The sequence below is a fragment of the Hydrogenophaga sp. genome (assembly GCF_025699295.1).
Taxonomy (GTDB): Bacteria; Pseudomonadota; Gammaproteobacteria; order Burkholderiales; family Burkholderiaceae_C; genus Hydrogenophaga.
In genome coordinates this window covers 16,758-31,208 of record NZ_JAILWB010000011.1, presented here as the reverse complement: position 1 = coordinate 31,208, position 14,451 = coordinate 16,758, and the positions used below count along the sequence as shown (strand labels likewise).

Sequence of the window (14,451 nt, the reverse complement as noted above, 5' to 3'; positions counted from 1 at the left end):
TCAGGCGCCTGACTTGACCTGGGCCAGCAGGGTGGCCGCGTCGCTCACCTCGAACTTGCCAGGGCCTTCGATGTTCAGCGACTTGACCACGCCGTCCTTGATCAGCATCGAATAGCGGTTGCTGCGCAGACCCATGCCGCGACCGGTCAGATCCAGCGTGAGTCCGGTGGCCTTGGCGAAGTCGGCACTGCCGTCGGCCAGCATGCGCACCTTGTCGCCTGTCTTCTGATCGCGCGCCCATGCCCCCATCACGAACGCATCGTTCACGCTCAGGCACCAGATCTCGTCCACGCCGGCCGCCTTGAAGTCCGACGCGTGCTGTACGTAGCCCGGAACGTGCTTGGCAGAGCAGGTCGGCGTGAAGGCGCCAGGCAGCGCAAACACGGCGATTGTCTTGCCGGCCGACGCCTTCTGCACGTCCACCGGATTGGGGCCGATGCTGCAGCCATTGCCCTCGACCTCGCTGTATTCCATCAGCGTGGCCGCCGGAATCTTTTCACCCACTTGAATCATGCTGTGCTCCTTGTTGTGGTGGCCCATGGGCCATGGATGCAATGCCCCGTGGAACCGGGCCCGAAAAAAGAAAAAGCGACCGAATTGTCGGTCGCTTTGTCATTCCGCGCTGCGAGCAGCGCAAAGCCGATCAAACCAGGGCGGCTTTTTGCACCAGGCGCGTCGCGACCCAGTTCTTGGTCTTGGACAGCGGACGGCTCTCGGTGATCTCGATCACGTCGCCCGTCTTGTATTCACCCTTTTCGTCATGGGCGTGGTACTTGCTCGACTTGGCCACGATCTTGTCGTAGAGCTCGTGCTTGACGCGGCGCTCGACCAGAACGGTCACTGTCTTGGCGCGCTTGTCGCTAACCACCTTGCCAACCAAGGTGCGCTTGAGGGATGTTTTAGCTTCCGTCATGGTCACTCCTTATTTGGCCGCGGCAGCAGCACGCTGCTTCTCGGCCAGGATGGTCTTGGCGCGAGCGATCGCACGGCGGGTATCACCCAGCACGGCGTTGTTGTTGAGTTGTTGCGTGGCTTTTTGCATGCGCAGACCGAAATGGGCCTTCTGCAGCGACTTCACTTCGGCTTCGAGGCCGGCCACATCCTTCTGGCGCAGTTCAGCAGTTTTCATCTTGTGTTCTCCTGAATCACTGACCCAGCATGCGCGTCACGAACGTGGTGCGCAGGGGAAGTTTGGCGGCCGCCAGCGTGAAGGCTTCACGTGCCAGCTGCTCGGGCACGCCCACGATCTCGTAGAGCACCTTGCCGGGCTGGATTTCAGCCACGTAGTACTCCACCGAGCCCTTGCCGTTGCCCATGCGGACCTCGGCGGGCTTGTTGGAGATCGGCTTGTCCGGGAACACACGGATCCAGATGCGACCACCACGCTTGACGTGGCGAGAAATCGCGCGGCGCGCGGCCTCGATCTGACGAGCCGTCAGACGACCACGGTCGGTCGACTTCAGGCCGAAGTCGCCGAACGCGACGGTTGCGCCGCTGGTGGCGACGCCGGTATTGCGGCCTTTTTGTTCTTTACGGAACTTGCGGCGAGCAGGTTGCAACATGTTTATTCTCCTTTGCCGTCCGCAGCTGCAGATGCGGGCGCGGCGTCTTTGCGAACGCGCTTAACGGCGGGTTTGGTTTCGGTGCCAGCGGTGGCTTCGGCAGGCTTGTCGCTGCCATCGGCCGGGGCGGCATTGGCTCCGGGACGGCGCACAGCGGCGCGGGCAGGAGGACCTGCCGGACGCTCACGGCGCGGGCCACGCGGGCGACGCTCTTCTTCCACACGCGGCTCGGCAGCCACGGGCGCGTCATTGCGACCCAGGGTGTCGCCCTTGTAGACCCAGACCTTGACACCAATGATGCCGTAGGTGGTCTTGGCTTCGGACGTGCCGTAGTCGATGTCGGCGCGCAGGGTGTGAAGCGGCACGCGACCTTCGCGGTACCACTCGCAACGTGCGATTTCGATGCCGTTGAGACGGCCCGACGACATGATCTTGATGCCTTGAGCACCCAGTCGCATGGCGTTCTGCATCGCGCGCTTCATGGCGCGACGGAACATGATGCGTTTTTCGAGCTGCTGCGTGATGCTGTCGGCGATCAGCTTGGCATCGATCTCGGGCTTGCGTACTTCCTCGATGTTGACAGCAACCGGCACGCCCAGCTTCGCAGCCAGTTCCTTCTTCAGCTTCTCGATGTCCTCGCCCTTCTTGCCGATCACCACGCCCGGACGTGCCGAGTAGATGGTGATGCGGGCGTTCTTGGCGGGGCGTTCGATCACGACGCGCGAGACCGCGGCGTTCTTCAGCTTGCCCTTGAGGTACTCGCGCACCTTGATGTCTTCGGCCAGCATGCCGGCGAAATCACGGTTGCTCGCATACCAGCGGCTGGCCCAGTTGCGTGAAACGGCGAGGCGGAACCCGGTGGGGTTGATTTTTTGTCCCATATTCCTGTGACCTCTTCAGTTGCCAACCGTCACGTAGATGTGACAGGTGGGTTTGCTGATGCGGTTGCCGCGGCCTTTGGCGCGGGCCGAGAAGCGTTTGAGCGTGGTGCCTTGCTCGACGTAGATGGTCTTGACCTTCAGTTCGTCGATGTCGGCGCCGTCGTTGTGCTCGGCGTTGGCGATGGCGGACTCAAGGGCCTTCTTGACGATGCCGGCCGCTTTCTTCTGCGTGAACGCCAGGATGTTGAGGGCCTGGTCGACCTTCTTGCCACGAATCAGGTCGGCAACCAGTCGGCCTTTGTCGACCGAGAGGCGAACGCCTCGAACGATTGAACGGGTTTCCATGGTTAGTCCTTACTTCTTCGCTTTTTTGTCGGCCGGGTGGCCTTTGAACGTTCGCGTCAGCGAGAACTCGCCGAGCTTGTGTCCCACCATCTGGTCGGTGATGTACACAGGTACGTGCTGCTTGCCGTTGTGCACGGCGATGGTCAGGCCGATGAAATCGGGCAGGATCATCGAGCGGCGCGACCAGGTCTTGACGGGCTTTTTGTCCTTGTTGGCCTGGGCTTTTTCAACCTTGGCCAGCAGGTGGTGGTCGACAAACGGACCTTTTTTGAGTGAGCGAGTCATGTTGTCAACCCTTTACTTCTTGCGACGCGAGACGATCATCGACTGCGTGCGGCGGTTGTTGCGGGTGCGATAGCCCTTGGTCAGGTTGCCCCACGGATCCACCGGAGCGCGGCCTTCGCCGGTCTTGCCTTCACCACCACCGTGCGGGTGATCGATCGGGTTCATCGCGGTACCGCGAACGGTCGGGCGGATACCCATGTGGCGCTTGACGCCGGCCTTGCCCAGTTGGCGCAGGCTGTGCTCCTGGTTGGACACTTCGCCAATGGTGGCGCGGCAATCCACGTGGACCTTGCGCACTTCACCCGAGCGCATGCGCACCTGGGCGTAGATGCCTTCGCGGGCCAGCAGCACGGCCGACGCGCCTGCCGAGCGCGCAATCTGCGCGCCCTTGCCGACCTGCAACTCGATGCAGTGAATGGTCGAGCCGACGGGAATGTTGCGGATCGGCAGGGTGTTGCCCACGCGGATCGGCGACTCCGAGCCGGACAGCAGGGTCGCGCCCACTTCAACACCGCGCGGGGCAATGATGTAGCGGCGCTCGCCGTCTGCGTAGCACATCAACGCGATGTGCGCCGTGCGGTTCGGGTCGTACTCGATGCGTTCGACCTTCGCAGGAATGCCATCCTTGTCGCGACGGAAGTCGACAACACGGTAGTGGTGCTTGTGACCACCGCCCTTGTGGCGGGTGGTGATGTGACCGTTGTTGTTGCGGCCGGCCTTCTGGAACTGGGGCTCCAGCAGCGGCGCAAAACCCGCACCCTTGTGCAACTGGTCACGCGTCACCTTCACCATGCCGCGACGGCCTGGCGAGGTGGGTTTCATCTTGATGACTGCCATGATTAAACGCCCTCCCCACCGAAGTTCAGCTCTTGACCCGGCATGAGGGTCACATAGGCCTTGCGCACGTGATCGCGGCGACCCACGGTCTTGCCAAAACGCTTGGCCTTGCCCTTCTGGTTGAGCACGGACACGCCCTTGACCTGGACCTTGAACATCAGTTCAACGGCGGCCTTGATCTCGGGTTTGGACGCATCGCGCAACACCTTGAACATCACGGCGTTGGTCTGCTCGGCGACCTGGGTGGCCTTCTCGGACACGATGGGTGCCACGAGAACCTGCATCAGACGGCCTTCGTCGTATTTTGTGACGCTCATGCGAACATCTCCTTGAGCTGGTCGATCGCCGCCTTGGTGACGATGACCTTCTTGTAATGCACCAGCGACAGCGGATCGGCGTACCGCGGCTCAACCACCAGCACATTGGGCAGATTGCGCGAAGCCAGGTACAGGTTCTCGTCGACTTCCTCGGCAATCACCAGCACCGATTGCAGGTTCATGGCCTTGAACTTGTCGGCCAACTGCTTGGTCTTGGGCGAGTCCACCTTGATGGAGTCGACCACGGCCAGACGACCCTCGCGCACCAGTTGCGAGAAGATGGAGGCCATGCCGGCGCGGTACATCTTCTTGTTGAGCTTCTGGGTGAAGTTCTCGTCGGGGCTGTTCGGGAAAATGCGACCACCTCCGCGCCACAGCGGGGAAGACGTCATACCGGCGCGGGCGCGGCCCGTGCCTTTTTGCTTGAACGGCTTCTTGGTCGAGTGCTTGACCATCTGGCGGTCTTTTTGAGCACGCGTCCCTTGACGGGCGTTCGCCTGGTAAGCCACCACGAGCTGGTGGATCAGGGCTTCGTTGTAGTCGCGACCAAACACGGTCTCGGGCACGTCCACATTGGACGATGCCTGGCCCTGGTCATTCAGGAGTTCAACTTGCATCAGTTCGCTCCCTGGCCGGACTTGGCCTTGATGGCGGGACGCACGGTCACGAAGCCGCCATTGGCGCCGGGGACGGCGCCGCGGATCATGAGCAGTTGACGGGTTTCGTCCACACGCACGATGTCGAGGTTCTGGATGGTCTTGGTCACATCGCCCATGTGCCCGGTCATCTTCTTGCCAGGGAACACGCGGCCCGGATCCTGGGCCATGGAGATGGAGCCCGGCACGTTGTGCGAACGGCTGTTGCCGTGCGAGGCGCGCTGGGACTTGAAGTTGTGGCGCTTGATGGTGCCGGCGAAGCCTTTACCGATCGAGGTGCCTTGCACGTCCACCTTCTGACCCGCCGCAAAGATCGCGTTGGGGGCCACCACGGCACCAGGCTGGTACTGGGCAGCCACGTCGGAGGCGACGCGGAATTCCTGGATGATCTCACCCGCTTCGACACCGGCCTTGGCCAGGTGGCCCGCTTCGGGCTTGGTCACGCGTGAGGCACGGCGGGCACCGAAGGTGACCTGCAGCGCATCGTAGCCGTCATGGGCCAGGGTTTTGACCTGTGTCACACGGTTGTTCGACACATCGACCACCGTGACAGGCACTGCGTCCCCGTCATCGGTGAACAGACGCATCATGCCCACCTTGCGACCCAACAACCCGAGGGAGTTGCTAAGACTCATTGTTTTCTCCGTTCCCGACTTCAATTGGCCGGGGCTGATGTTGCGGAACCGGGGCTCCGCGCTAAGGGCCAGTCGGATCAATGCGATCAACCGGCACCACGAAATCTCCAGCCAGAAGCTGGAAAGCCCGCCAGTATACCCGGCGGGCTCTTTTCATGCAAGCGCAGTGGGCCGCTTGCCCAATGCGCTCGGTTCGACAGCTTTACTGCAGCTTGATTTCGACGTCCACGCCAGCCGGGAGGTCGAGCTTCATCAAGGCATCGACCGTCTTGTCGGTCGGGTCCACGATGTCCATCAGACGCTGGTGGGTGCGGATTTCAAGCTGGTCGCGGCTGGTCTTGTTCACGTGCGGCGAACGCAGGATGTCGAAGCGCCTCATGCGGGTCGGCAGGGGCACGGGGCCCTTGACGATCGCGCCTGTGCGCTTGGCGGTGTCCACGATCTCGGCGGCCGAGCTGTCGATCAGTTTGTAGTCGAACGCTTTGAGGCGAATACGGATTTTCTGCTTGGTAGACATGGCCGATCCTTACTCGATGATCTTGGCGACGACGCCGGCGCCGACGGTGCGGCCGCCTTCGCGGATGGCAAAGCGCAGGCCTTCTTCCATGGCGATCGGCGCAATCAGCTTGACCGTGATCGACACGTTGTCACCCGGCATCACCATCTCCTTGCCTTCGGGCAGCTCGATCGAGCCGGTCACGTCGGTCGTGCGGAAGTAGAACTGCGGACGGTAGTTGTTGAAGAACGGCGTGTGACGGCCCCCTTCGTCCTTGCTCAGCACGTACACCTCGCCGGTGAAGTGCGTGTGCGGCTTGATCGAGCCGGGCTTGCACAGCACCTGGCCGCGCTGCACGTCTTCGCGCTTGGTGCCGCGCAGCAGAATGCCCACGTTGTCACCAGCCTGGCCCTGGTCGAGCAGCTTGCGGAACATCTCCACGCCCGTGCAGGTGGTCTTCTGCGTCGTGGAGATACCCACGATCTCGATTTCCTCGCCCACCTTGACGATGCCACGCTCGATACGGCCCGTCACCACGGTGCCACGACCCGAGATGGAGAACACGTCTTCCACCGGCATCAGGAAAGCACCGTCCACCGCGCGCTCGGGCGTGGGAATGTAGGTGTCCAGCGCCTCGGCCAGCTTCATAATGGCCTCTTCGCCCAGCTTGCCCTTGTCGCCTTCGAGGGCGAGCTTGGCCGAGCCGTGGATGATGGGGGTGGCATCTCCCGGGAATTCGTACTTGTCCAGCAGCTCGCGCACTTCCATCTCGACGAGCTCGAGCAGCTCGGCGTCGTCGACCATGTCGCACTTGTTCAGGAACACGATGATGTAGGGCACGCCCACCTGGCGCGCCAGCAGGATGTGCTCGCGCGTCTGGGGCATCGGGCCGTCAGCGGCCGAGCACACCAGAATGGCGCCGTCCATCTGGGCCGCGCCGGTGATCATGTTCTTCACATAGTCGGCGTGGCCGGGGCAGTCCACGTGAGCGTAGTGGCGGTTGGCCGTCTCGTATTCCACGTGCGCGGTGTTGATCGTGATGCCGCGCGCCTTCTCTTCCGGAGCCGCGTCAATCTGATCGTAGGCCTTGGCCGCACCACCGAACTTGGACGCCAGCACCGTCGTGATCGCCGCCGTCAGCGTCGTCTTGCCGTGGTCAACGTGTCCGATCGTGCCCACGTTCACGTGCGGCTTGGTCCGCTCAAATTTCTCTTTTGCCATTTTTCAATTCCTAAAGAACAAACCCGTGTCACGGTTTAAGGTCTGCACCACGCTGCTGGATCGCCCCGCACGGGGACAGGGCGGCGCATGGTCGCAGACCGGCTGAAAATTACTTGGAACGCGCGGCGACGATGGCTTCGGATACGTTGCGCGGCGCTTCCGAGTAGTGCTTGAACTCCATCGTGTAGGTGGCACGGCCCTGCGACATCGAACGCAGCGTGGTCGAGTAGCCGAACATTTCGGACAGCGGCACTTCGGCCTTGATGGCCTTGCCGCCGCCCACCATGTCTTCCATGCCCTGAACCATGCCGCGACGACTGGACAGGTCACCCATCACGTTGCCGGCATAGTCTTCGGGCGTTTCCACTTCCACGGCCATCATGGGCTCGAGAATGACCGGGCTGGCCTTCTTGCAGCCTTCCTTGAAGCCGAAGATGGCGGCCATCTTGAACGCCATTTCAGACGAGTCCACGTCGTGGTACGAACCAAAGTGCAGCGTGACCTTGACATCCACCACGGGGAAGCCGGCCAGCACACCGGAGTTGAGCGCTTCGATCACGCCTTTTTCCACCGCCGGGATGTACTCGCGCGGCACCACACCGCCCTTGATCGCGTCGACGAACTCGAAACCCTTGCCAGCTTCATTGGGTTCGATCTTGAACACCACGTGGCCGTACTGACCTTTACCGCCCGACTGGCGCACAAACTTGCCTTCGGCTTCATCCACGCTCTTGCGGATGGTTTCGCGGTACGCCACCTGCGGCTTGCCGACATTGGCTTCCACGCCGAACTCGCGCTTCATGCGATCGACGATGATTTCCAGGTGCAGCTCGCCCATGCCGGAGATGATGGTCTGGCCGGACTCTTCATCGGTCTTGACGCGGAACGATGGGTCTTCCGACGCCAGTCGCTGCAGCGCAATGCCCATCTTTTCCTGATCGGCTTTAGTCTTCGGCTCCACGGCCTGCGCGATCACGGGTTCGGGAAAGATCATGCGCTCGAGCATGATGATGGCGTCCGGATCGCACAGGGTTTCACCCGTGGTGACGTCCTTGAGGCCCACGCAGGCGGCGATGTCGCCCGCACGGATTTCTTCCACCTCCAGGCGATTGTTGGCGTGCATCTGCACGATACGGCCGATGCGCTCCTTCTTTCCCTTGACGGGGTTGAACACCGAGTCGCCCTTCTTCAGGACGCCCGAGTACACGCGCACGAACGTCAACTGACCCACGTACGGGTCGGTCATCAGCTTGAACGCCAGGGCCGACAACTTTTCTTCGTCAGCCGCCTTGCGCGAGGTCGGCTCCTCGTTGTCATCGGTTCCGCCCACGGGGGGGATGTCCACCGGCGAAGGCAGGAAATCGATCACGGCGTCGAGCATGCGCTGCACACCCTTGTTCTTGAACGCGGTCCCGCACAGCATGGGCTGGATCTCGGTGGCCAGCGTGCGCGTGCGGATGCCCAGCTTGATTTCGGCTTCGCTCAGATCGCCTTCCTCAAGGTATTTGTTCATCAGCTCTTCTGTGGCTTCGGCCGCGGCCTCCACCATCTTTTCGCGCCACTCAGCAGCCTGCGCCTGCAGTTCGGCCGGGATGTCCTGGAACTCGAACTTCATGCCCTGGGAGGCTTCGTCCCAGATGATGGCCTTCATCTTGATGAGGTCGACCACGCCCTTGAAGTTCTCCTCGGCGCCGATGGGAATGACGATCGCCACGGGGTTGGCCTTCAGGCGCAGCTTCATCTGGTCGTAGACCTTGAAGAAATTGGCGCCGGTGCGGTCCATCTTGTTGACGAAGGCCAGACGCGGCACCTTGTACTTGTTGGCCTGGCGCCAGACCGTTTCTGACTGGGGCTGCACGCCGCCCACGGCGCAGTACACCATGCAGGCGCCGTCGAGGACGCGCATGGAACGCTCCACCTCGATGGTGAAGTCCACGTGGCCGGGGGTGTCGATGATGTTGAAGCGGTGCTCGGGGTAGGACAGGTCCATACCCTTCCAGAAACAGGTGGTGGCGGCAGACGTGATCGTGATGCCGCGCTCCTGCTCCTGCTCCATCCAGTCCATGGTGGCTGCGCCATCGTGCACTTCGCCGATCTTGTGGTTCACACCGGTGTAGAACAGGATGCGCTCGGTGGTGGTGGTCTTGCCGGCATCGATGTGCGCGGAAATGCCGATGTTGCGGTAACGCTCAAGGGGCGTGGTGCGGGACATGGAAATACTCCGAAAAGGGATCGAGCCCGCCACCCTGGATCAGGGCATGCGGGCTCTCGGTTCTGGATGCTCTACTGGGCGCTGGCCCGGATCAGAAGCGGAAGTGGCTGAAAGCCTTGTTGGCTTCAGCCATGCGGTGCACTTCGTCACGGCGCTTCATGGCGCCGCCACGGCCTTCGGTGGCCTCGATCAGCTCGTTGGCCAGGCGCAGGGCCATGGACTTCTCACTGCGCTTGCGTGCAGCCTCCTTGATCCAGCGCATGGACAGGGCCAGACGACGGACCGGGCGGACTTCAACCGGCACCTGGTAGTTGGCACCACCCACGCGGCGGGATTTCACTTCCACCATGGGTTTGACGTTGTTGATGGCGACCGAGAAGATTTCGACCGGATCTTTGCCGCTCTTCTTCTCGATCTGCTCCAGCGCACCATAGATGATGCGCTCGGCAACGGCCTTCTTGCCGCCTTCCATGATCACGTTCATGAACTTGGAGAGCTCGACATTGCCGAACTTGGGGTCCGGCAGGATTTCACGTTTAGGGACTTCGCGACGACGTGGCATTTCTTCACCTCATATTGCTTCAGTTGGCACCTTTTCAGGGGCCGCGAGAGCCATGCAGAACTCTCACTTACTCGACCCGCACGGACGATTCCGTGTTGTGGGCCACTGCGTTCGAACCACCTGCCAGGGCGGAACAAACACCGGACTTCTATCGATCAGGCCTTCTTGGGGCGCTTGGCACCGTACTTGGAACGCGACTGCTTGCGGTCTTTCACGCCCTGCAGGTCCAGCGAGCCACGCACGATGTGGTAACGCACACCAGGCAAGTCCTTGACACGACCACCACGAACCAGCACCACGCTGTGTTCCTGGAGATTGTGGCCTTCACCGCCGATGTAGGAAATGACCTCAAAACCGTTCGTCAGGCGCACTTTGGCGACCTTGCGAAGAGCAGAGTTGGGCTTCTTGGGGGTCGTGGTGTACACACGGGTGCACACACCGCGACGCTGCGGAGAGTTTTCCATGGCCGGGCTCTTGGATTTGGTCTTTTCGACCTCCCGGCCGTGGCGCACGAGTTGGTTGATGGTTGGCATTAAAACGTCCCTAAACGTCTGAAAAAAGCGAAAACGAAAGCTCCTCGGAAAATTCCGAAAAGCCCTCTACTGTAGCATGCAGTCGGATTCAAGACAATCCGCCGCCGGTCCTCCACAGCACCAACCCCAGCGAATTCACTGGATCCAGAGGCGGATGGCGTCCCATGCGCGCCCGAAGACGCCACTTTCTTCCACGGTTTCGAGAACAGTGAGCGGAATTTCTGCCACCGGCGCGCCGCTGGCAAGGGTCACGCGCAAGGTGCCCACGCTCTGACCACGCAACAGGGGCGCCACGAGCGGCTCCGGACGGATCACCTCGGATTTCAGTTTGGCGCCTTCGCCAGCGGGAACCGACACGACAACGCCCTCGGCTCGCCCCAGACGGACCTGTTCGGCCTTGCCTTTCCAGATGCGCGGCGTGGCCACCGGCTCTCCGACTGGAATCAGGCGCACTGCATCGAACGCGGTGTAACCCCAATTGAGCAGCTTCTGTGTCTCAGCGGCGCGCGCGCTTTCACTGGACGCTCCCAGCAGCACGCTGACCAAACGACGCTGGCCCTGAGCACCCTCGCCCAGGCCCGGCACCTGCCGGCGCGCCGTCGCCACCAGGCAGTAGCCTGCCGCGTTGGTGTGCCCGGTCTTCAGGCCGTCGACGCTCGGATCGCGAAACAGAAGCAGGTTGCGATTGGTGTCATTGGCGGTCGGCGTGCCGGGGTAGCGGTAGCGCTGGATGGCGTAGTACGGCACATACTGCGGAAAGTCGGCCATCAGGCGCGTTGACAGAGTGGCCAGGTCACGCGCAGTGGTCGTGTGCCCAGCCTCGGTCAGGCCTTCCACGTTGCGGTAGCTCGTGGCGGTCATACCAAGCGCCTTGGCCTGTTCATTCATGAGCTGCACGAAACGTTCGACGGAACCGGCGACGCCTTCAGCCAGCGCCACCGTGGCGTCGTTGCCCGACTGCACGATCATGCCCTTGATGAGGTCCTCAACCGGCACCTGCATCTTCGGATCGATGAACATGCGCGAGCCGGGCATCTTCCACGCCCGCTCGCTCACGCCGAACGTTTGCGTGAGGCTGATCTTGCCGGATTTGAGCGCGTCGAACACCAGATAGGCAGTCATGAGTTTGGTCAGAGAGGCCGGCTCAACCGCTTGATCCGGGTCCTTGGAGGCAAGCACCTGGCCTGAGGTGATATCCAGCAGCAGATACGCCCGTGCGGCCACCTCCGGCGGCACGGGCATCTGGGCCAGCGCCGGCTGCGCCATACCAAGAGCTACCGACAAGGACACCAGCAAGCGAGAGAGAAAGCGACGCAACAAAATCAGACCCTTCAGTTCAGAACAAAAAAACGGGAGGCTTGCGGCGAGGTCACGCGCGCAGGTGACGCAGCGCAAGATCGCGCAACAGCGGGAGCTGACCATGGAAAAAGTGACCTCCTCCAGGCACCACCAGTACAGGCAGGGACTGGGGGCGCGCCCAGTCCATGACGGACGACAGGGGCACCGTGTCGTCCTGCTCGCCATGAACGATCAGCGTGCGGTCGTGGAGTTCCGCAGCAATGGGCGCAACATGGAAACGGCTCGCCGCAGTGCCCACCAGCACGAGACGATCGATGTCGCGCGTTTCAAGCAGTCGGGCGGCCGCATGGCTGGTTACGAAGGCCCCAAACGAAAAACCGGCGAGACACAGCGGACCGGTCGGCGCCAGCGCAGTCGTCACTGCGAGCAGGTCATCGAGCTCGCCCCGCCCCTCATCGTATGCGCCTTCACTTTGCCCCACACCACGGAAATTGAACCGCACCGCTGTCCAGCTGCTCTGCACGCAGGCACGCGCCAGCGTCTGGACGACTTTGTTGGTCAGGGTACCCCCATGCAGTGGGTGAGGGTGGGCAATCACCGCCGCGCCACGAGCGTCACCCGGTGGGCGGTCGATCGCCACCTCCAGCACGCCGGCAGGACCCGCCACACTCACGAACTCGGTTTGCGCGTTCATTGCAGCTGAGCCTCTCAGCGCCCGACATCTGCCGGGGTCAGCAAGCGCTGCACCACAACGCCGTCGCGCAGATGCGATTGCACGATCTCGTCGATGTCGTGCTCGTCCACATAGCTGTACCAGACCGCCTCGGGGTACACCACGGCGATCGGCCCGCCAGCGCAGCGGTCCAGGCAACCCGCCTTGTTCACACGCACCTTGCCCGCCCCCGACAGGCCCAACGCCTTGGTCTGCGATTTGCATCGGTCAAAGGCCTCCTGTGCCCGGTACTGAGCACAGGATGTGTCGCCGTTGTCCCGCTGATTCAGGCAAAAAAAGATGTGCCGCTCGTAGTAGGGCCTGGTTTCTTCACTCATGGCGGAATTCTAGTGGGGTCGCCCCGCCATGACCGGCGCGCGCGCCACCACGCGCAGACCGAAAACCAAGGCCGCGAAGGGCCACAACCAGCCCAACCATTGCGACAGGCCATGAAAGCGGATGAAACGTCCCTGCTCCCAGACTTCGAGCGACTGCGCGAAGTAGGGGCTGTCGGGCGCGCGGTTCAACAGGGTGAGCGACACTGCCAGGGTCAGCAGCATCACCACGGTACAAAGGCGGCGACGCAGGCCCAACAGAGCCAGCGCCGCCAGAAGCGCCATTCCCATGCCCGCGCTGGCCTGGGGATTGATCCAGGCCCATGCATGCGATGGCCCGTAAGTGAGAGCGGCCGAAAGGCCAGCCGCCGCGAACGCGCACAGGAAGAACATCAACAGAAACAGTCCCCTGCGCAACGCAGAGCGTATCTCGGCATAACCCATCAACAGGGGCGACAACAGGCACAAGCCAATGCAGAACGCCTCGGCAAGCGGGCTCAAGGGGTCCGGCAACACTGGCCGGGCCGGCACCCAGGCCAGGAAGGGAGTCTCGTCAAGCAACAGCAACAGCCCGGCCTCCAGCCGATCCCAGATCTGGCCCAAGCCGAAGGGCACGGGCTGCGGATACAGCAAGGCGAAAGGCCACAGACAAAGCAGCACGAGACTGCCGTGCGCCGTCGGCTCGAACCAGTCGGCCCTGAACTGCGTCCAGCGTCGCAGGACTCCCAAGCGCTCCATGATCCAGGCGCCAACCGCGCCCATCGCCGCACCGGCACTGTTGAGGACGAAATCCACATTCGACGGCACGCGCATCGGCAGGTAGTTCTGGCTGGTTTCCACAGCCAGCGACAACAGGGTCGGCAGCCCCAGAGAGACCCACCAGGCGCCACGCCCCCAGCCTGAGCGAAGCATGGCCAGGGTCAGCAGAAAACCCAGCGGGGCATAGCCCAGGAGGTTGGACGCGACGTCGAAACCAGTCCAGTACTGGGGCAAGGGTGCCTGCAGAAACGCCAGCGGCGAGACCCCCTGAATACGCCAGCCCGTGAAGGGGTACAGGCTGGCATACACCACCAACCCGGCAAAAAGCAGTGCCAGCGGCCAGGCGGATGAACGGGTTTTCAAAGCATCAAAAGGGCTTGACCACCACCAGCACCACCACGACCACCAGCAGGATCACCGGAACCTCGTTGAACCAGCGAAACCAGACATGGCTACGCTGGATGCGGCCCTGGACAAAACGACGCAGCACGACCGCGCAGGCACGGTGGTACCCCAGCACCAAGACCACGACGGCCAGCTTGGCGTGCATCCAGCCCTGCCCGGAGCCCCAGCCGATGCCATAGCCCAACCAGAGCCAGAATCCCAGGCCCACAGCCGGCACGGCCAGGACGGTGGTGAAGCGCAACAGTTTGCGCGCCATCAGAAGCAGGCGCTCACGCTCGGCCTCACTGCCAGCGGGCACCATCGCGAGGTTCACGAAGATGCGCGGCAGGTAGAACAGACCGGCGAACCAGCTGGCCACGAAAACGATGTGGAAGGACTTGACCCAGAGCATGGCGGCAG

The 14,451-nt window shown here is 62.4% G+C and carries 21 protein-coding genes; all 21 read right to left on the bottom strand.

Features of this window, described 5'->3' with window-relative positions:
• Positions 1 to 513: a peroxiredoxin gene (locus tag K5880_RS12930; RefSeq protein ID WP_297652728.1), complete on the bottom strand. Its 513-nt coding sequence runs from the start codon at positions 511 to 513 to the stop codon at positions 1 to 3.
• Between the two features lie 130 nt (positions 514 to 643).
• On the bottom strand, positions 644 to 913 hold the full coding sequence (gene rpsQ / locus K5880_RS12925; protein WP_066272358.1) for a 30S ribosomal protein S17: 270 nt from the start codon (positions 911 to 913) through the stop codon (positions 644 to 646).
• Between the two features lie 9 nt (positions 914 to 922).
• Positions 923 to 1,129 carry a 50S ribosomal protein L29 gene (gene rpmC, locus K5880_RS12920; RefSeq protein WP_297652726.1) on the bottom strand — a complete coding sequence of 69 codons (207 nt, stop codon included), beginning with the start codon at positions 1,127 to 1,129 and terminating at the stop codon, positions 923 to 925.
• A gap of 16 nt (positions 1,130 to 1,145) precedes the next feature.
• Entirely contained in the window at positions 1,146 to 1,562 is a 417-nt protein-coding gene (gene rplP, locus K5880_RS12915; protein WP_066272355.1) for a 50S ribosomal protein L16, read from the bottom strand.
• A 2-nt stretch (positions 1,563 to 1,564) separates the two neighbouring features.
• Positions 1,565 to 2,443, bottom strand: coding sequence for a 30S ribosomal protein S3 (gene rpsC / locus K5880_RS12910; RefSeq protein ID WP_291124650.1), 879 nt, complete (start codon positions 2,441 to 2,443; stop codon positions 1,565 to 1,567).
• 15 nt (positions 2,444 to 2,458) lie between these two features.
• Positions 2,459 to 2,788 carry a 50S ribosomal protein L22 gene (gene rplV / locus K5880_RS12905; RefSeq protein ID WP_137918325.1) on the bottom strand — a complete coding sequence of 110 codons (330 nt, stop codon included), beginning with the start codon at positions 2,786 to 2,788 and terminating at the stop codon, positions 2,459 to 2,461.
• Between the two features lie 9 nt (positions 2,789 to 2,797).
• The gene (gene rpsS, locus K5880_RS12900) at positions 2,798 to 3,073 is read right to left on the bottom strand and encodes a 30S ribosomal protein S19 (RefSeq protein WP_297652715.1); all 276 of its coding nucleotides are present in this window, start codon (positions 3,071 to 3,073) and stop codon (positions 2,798 to 2,800) included.
• 12 nt (positions 3,074 to 3,085) lie between these two features.
• Positions 3,086 to 3,910 (bottom strand): 50S ribosomal protein L2, encoded by an 825-nt coding sequence (rplB, locus tag K5880_RS12895; RefSeq protein WP_137918323.1) that lies wholly within the window; start codon positions 3,908 to 3,910, stop codon positions 3,086 to 3,088.
• A 2-nt stretch (positions 3,911 to 3,912) separates the two neighbouring features.
• Positions 3,913 to 4,227: a 50S ribosomal protein L23 gene (rplW, locus tag K5880_RS12890; protein WP_056266794.1), complete on the bottom strand. Its 315-nt coding sequence runs from the start codon at positions 4,225 to 4,227 to the stop codon at positions 3,913 to 3,915.
• Positions 4,224 to 4,844, bottom strand: a complete 621-nt coding sequence (gene rplD / locus K5880_RS12885) for a 50S ribosomal protein L4 (protein ID WP_297652708.1) — start codon at positions 4,842 to 4,844, stop codon at positions 4,224 to 4,226. The genes rplW and rplD overlap by 4 nt, the downstream gene beginning before the upstream one ends.
• Positions 4,844 to 5,518 carry a 50S ribosomal protein L3 gene (gene rplC, locus K5880_RS12880; protein ID WP_297652706.1) on the bottom strand — a complete coding sequence of 225 codons (675 nt, stop codon included), beginning with the start codon at positions 5,516 to 5,518 and terminating at the stop codon, positions 4,844 to 4,846. The genes rplD and rplC overlap by 1 nt, the downstream gene beginning before the upstream one ends.
• Before the next feature lie 202 nt (positions 5,519 to 5,720).
• Positions 5,721 to 6,035 (bottom strand): 30S ribosomal protein S10, encoded by a 315-nt coding sequence (gene rpsJ / locus K5880_RS12875; protein WP_069048583.1) that lies wholly within the window; start codon positions 6,033 to 6,035, stop codon positions 5,721 to 5,723.
• Between the two features lie 9 nt (positions 6,036 to 6,044).
• Positions 6,045 to 7,235, bottom strand: coding sequence for an elongation factor Tu (tuf, locus tag K5880_RS12870; RefSeq protein ID WP_297652702.1), 1,191 nt, complete (start codon positions 7,233 to 7,235; stop codon positions 6,045 to 6,047).
• A gap of 109 nt (positions 7,236 to 7,344) precedes the next feature.
• Complete coding sequence (gene fusA / locus K5880_RS12865; protein ID WP_297652699.1) at positions 7,345 to 9,447, bottom strand: elongation factor G; 2,103 nt, start codon at positions 9,445 to 9,447, stop codon at positions 7,345 to 7,347.
• 91 nt (positions 9,448 to 9,538) lie between these two features.
• Entirely contained in the window at positions 9,539 to 10,009 is a 471-nt protein-coding gene (gene rpsG / locus K5880_RS12860) for a 30S ribosomal protein S7 (RefSeq protein WP_137918320.1), read from the bottom strand.
• Positions 10,010 to 10,164: 155 nt separating this feature from the next.
• Complete coding sequence (gene rpsL, locus K5880_RS12855) at positions 10,165 to 10,542, bottom strand: 30S ribosomal protein S12 (protein WP_068169701.1); 378 nt, start codon at positions 10,540 to 10,542, stop codon at positions 10,165 to 10,167.
• Between the two features lie 135 nt (positions 10,543 to 10,677).
• Entirely contained in the window at positions 10,678 to 11,808 is a 1,131-nt protein-coding gene (locus K5880_RS12850; protein ID WP_297653213.1) for a D-alanyl-D-alanine carboxypeptidase family protein, read from the bottom strand.
• Positions 11,809 to 11,911: 103 nt separating this feature from the next.
• On the bottom strand, positions 11,912 to 12,535 hold the full coding sequence (locus K5880_RS12845) for an alpha/beta hydrolase (RefSeq protein ID WP_297652695.1): 624 nt from the start codon (positions 12,533 to 12,535) through the stop codon (positions 11,912 to 11,914).
• A 14-nt stretch (positions 12,536 to 12,549) separates the two neighbouring features.
• Complete coding sequence (locus tag K5880_RS12840) at positions 12,550 to 12,891, bottom strand: (2Fe-2S) ferredoxin domain-containing protein (RefSeq protein ID WP_297652692.1); 342 nt, start codon at positions 12,889 to 12,891, stop codon at positions 12,550 to 12,552.
• Between the two features lie 9 nt (positions 12,892 to 12,900).
• On the bottom strand, positions 12,901 to 14,010 hold the full coding sequence (locus K5880_RS12835) for a VanZ family protein (RefSeq protein WP_297652690.1): 1,110 nt from the start codon (positions 14,008 to 14,010) through the stop codon (positions 12,901 to 12,903).
• A 4-nt stretch (positions 14,011 to 14,014) separates the two neighbouring features.
• Positions 14,015 to 14,443 (bottom strand): CopD family protein, encoded by a 429-nt coding sequence (locus tag K5880_RS12830; RefSeq protein WP_297652687.1) that lies wholly within the window; start codon positions 14,441 to 14,443, stop codon positions 14,015 to 14,017.
• Positions 14,444 to 14,451 lie beyond the last annotated feature (8 nt).

Bases quoted from the DNA above. Each gene is read 5' to 3' on its own strand.
- K5880_RS12930 (WP_297652728.1), bottom strand. From the start codon at position 513: ATGATTCAAGTGGGTGAAAAGATTCCGGCGGCCACGCTGATGGAATAC.
- rpsQ (WP_066272358.1), bottom strand. From the start codon at position 913: ATGACGGAAGCTAAAACATCCCTCAAGCGCACCTTGGTTGGCAAGGTG.
- rpmC (WP_297652726.1), bottom strand. From the start codon at position 1,129: ATGAAAACTGCTGAACTGCGCCAGAAGGATGTGGCCGGCCTCGAAGCC.
- rplP (WP_066272355.1), bottom strand. From the start codon at position 1,562: ATGTTGCAACCTGCTCGCCGCAAGTTCCGTAAAGAACAAAAAGGCCGC.
- rpsC (WP_291124650.1), bottom strand. From the start codon at position 2,443: ATGGGACAAAAAATCAACCCCACCGGGTTCCGCCTCGCCGTTTCACGC.
- rplV (WP_137918325.1), bottom strand. From the start codon at position 2,788: ATGGAAACCCGTTCAATCGTTCGAGGCGTTCGCCTCTCGGTCGACAAA.
- rpsS (WP_297652715.1), bottom strand. From the start codon at position 3,073: ATGACTCGCTCACTCAAAAAAGGTCCGTTTGTCGACCACCACCTGCTG.
- rplB (WP_137918323.1), bottom strand. From the start codon at position 3,910: ATGGCAGTCATCAAGATGAAACCCACCTCGCCAGGCCGTCGCGGCATG.
- rplW (WP_056266794.1), bottom strand. From the start codon at position 4,227: ATGAGCGTCACAAAATACGACGAAGGCCGTCTGATGCAGGTTCTCGTG.
- rplD (WP_297652708.1), bottom strand. From the start codon at position 4,844: ATGCAAGTTGAACTCCTGAATGACCAGGGCCAGGCATCGTCCAATGTG.
- rplC (WP_297652706.1), bottom strand. From the start codon at position 5,518: ATGAGTCTTAGCAACTCCCTCGGGTTGTTGGGTCGCAAGGTGGGCATG.
- rpsJ (WP_069048583.1), bottom strand. From the start codon at position 6,035: ATGTCTACCAAGCAGAAAATCCGTATTCGCCTCAAAGCGTTCGACTAC.
- tuf (WP_297652702.1), bottom strand. From the start codon at position 7,235: ATGGCAAAAGAGAAATTTGAGCGGACCAAGCCGCACGTGAACGTGGGC.
- fusA (WP_297652699.1), bottom strand. From the start codon at position 9,447: ATGTCCCGCACCACGCCCCTTGAGCGTTACCGCAACATCGGCATTTCC.
- rpsG (WP_137918320.1), bottom strand. From the start codon at position 10,009: ATGCCACGTCGTCGCGAAGTCCCTAAACGTGAAATCCTGCCGGACCCC.
- rpsL (WP_068169701.1), bottom strand. From the start codon at position 10,542: ATGCCAACCATCAACCAACTCGTGCGCCACGGCCGGGAGGTCGAAAAG.
- K5880_RS12850 (WP_297653213.1), bottom strand. From the start codon at position 11,808: ATGGCGCAGCCGGCGCTGGCCCAGATGCCCGTGCCGCCGGAGGTGGCC.
- K5880_RS12845 (WP_297652695.1), bottom strand. From the start codon at position 12,535: ATGAACGCGCAAACCGAGTTCGTGAGTGTGGCGGGTCCTGCCGGCGTG.
- K5880_RS12840 (WP_297652692.1), bottom strand. From the start codon at position 12,891: ATGAGTGAAGAAACCAGGCCCTACTACGAGCGGCACATCTTTTTTTGC.
- K5880_RS12830 (WP_297652687.1), bottom strand. From the start codon at position 14,443: ATGCTCTGGGTCAAGTCCTTCCACATCGTTTTCGTGGCCAGCTGGTTC.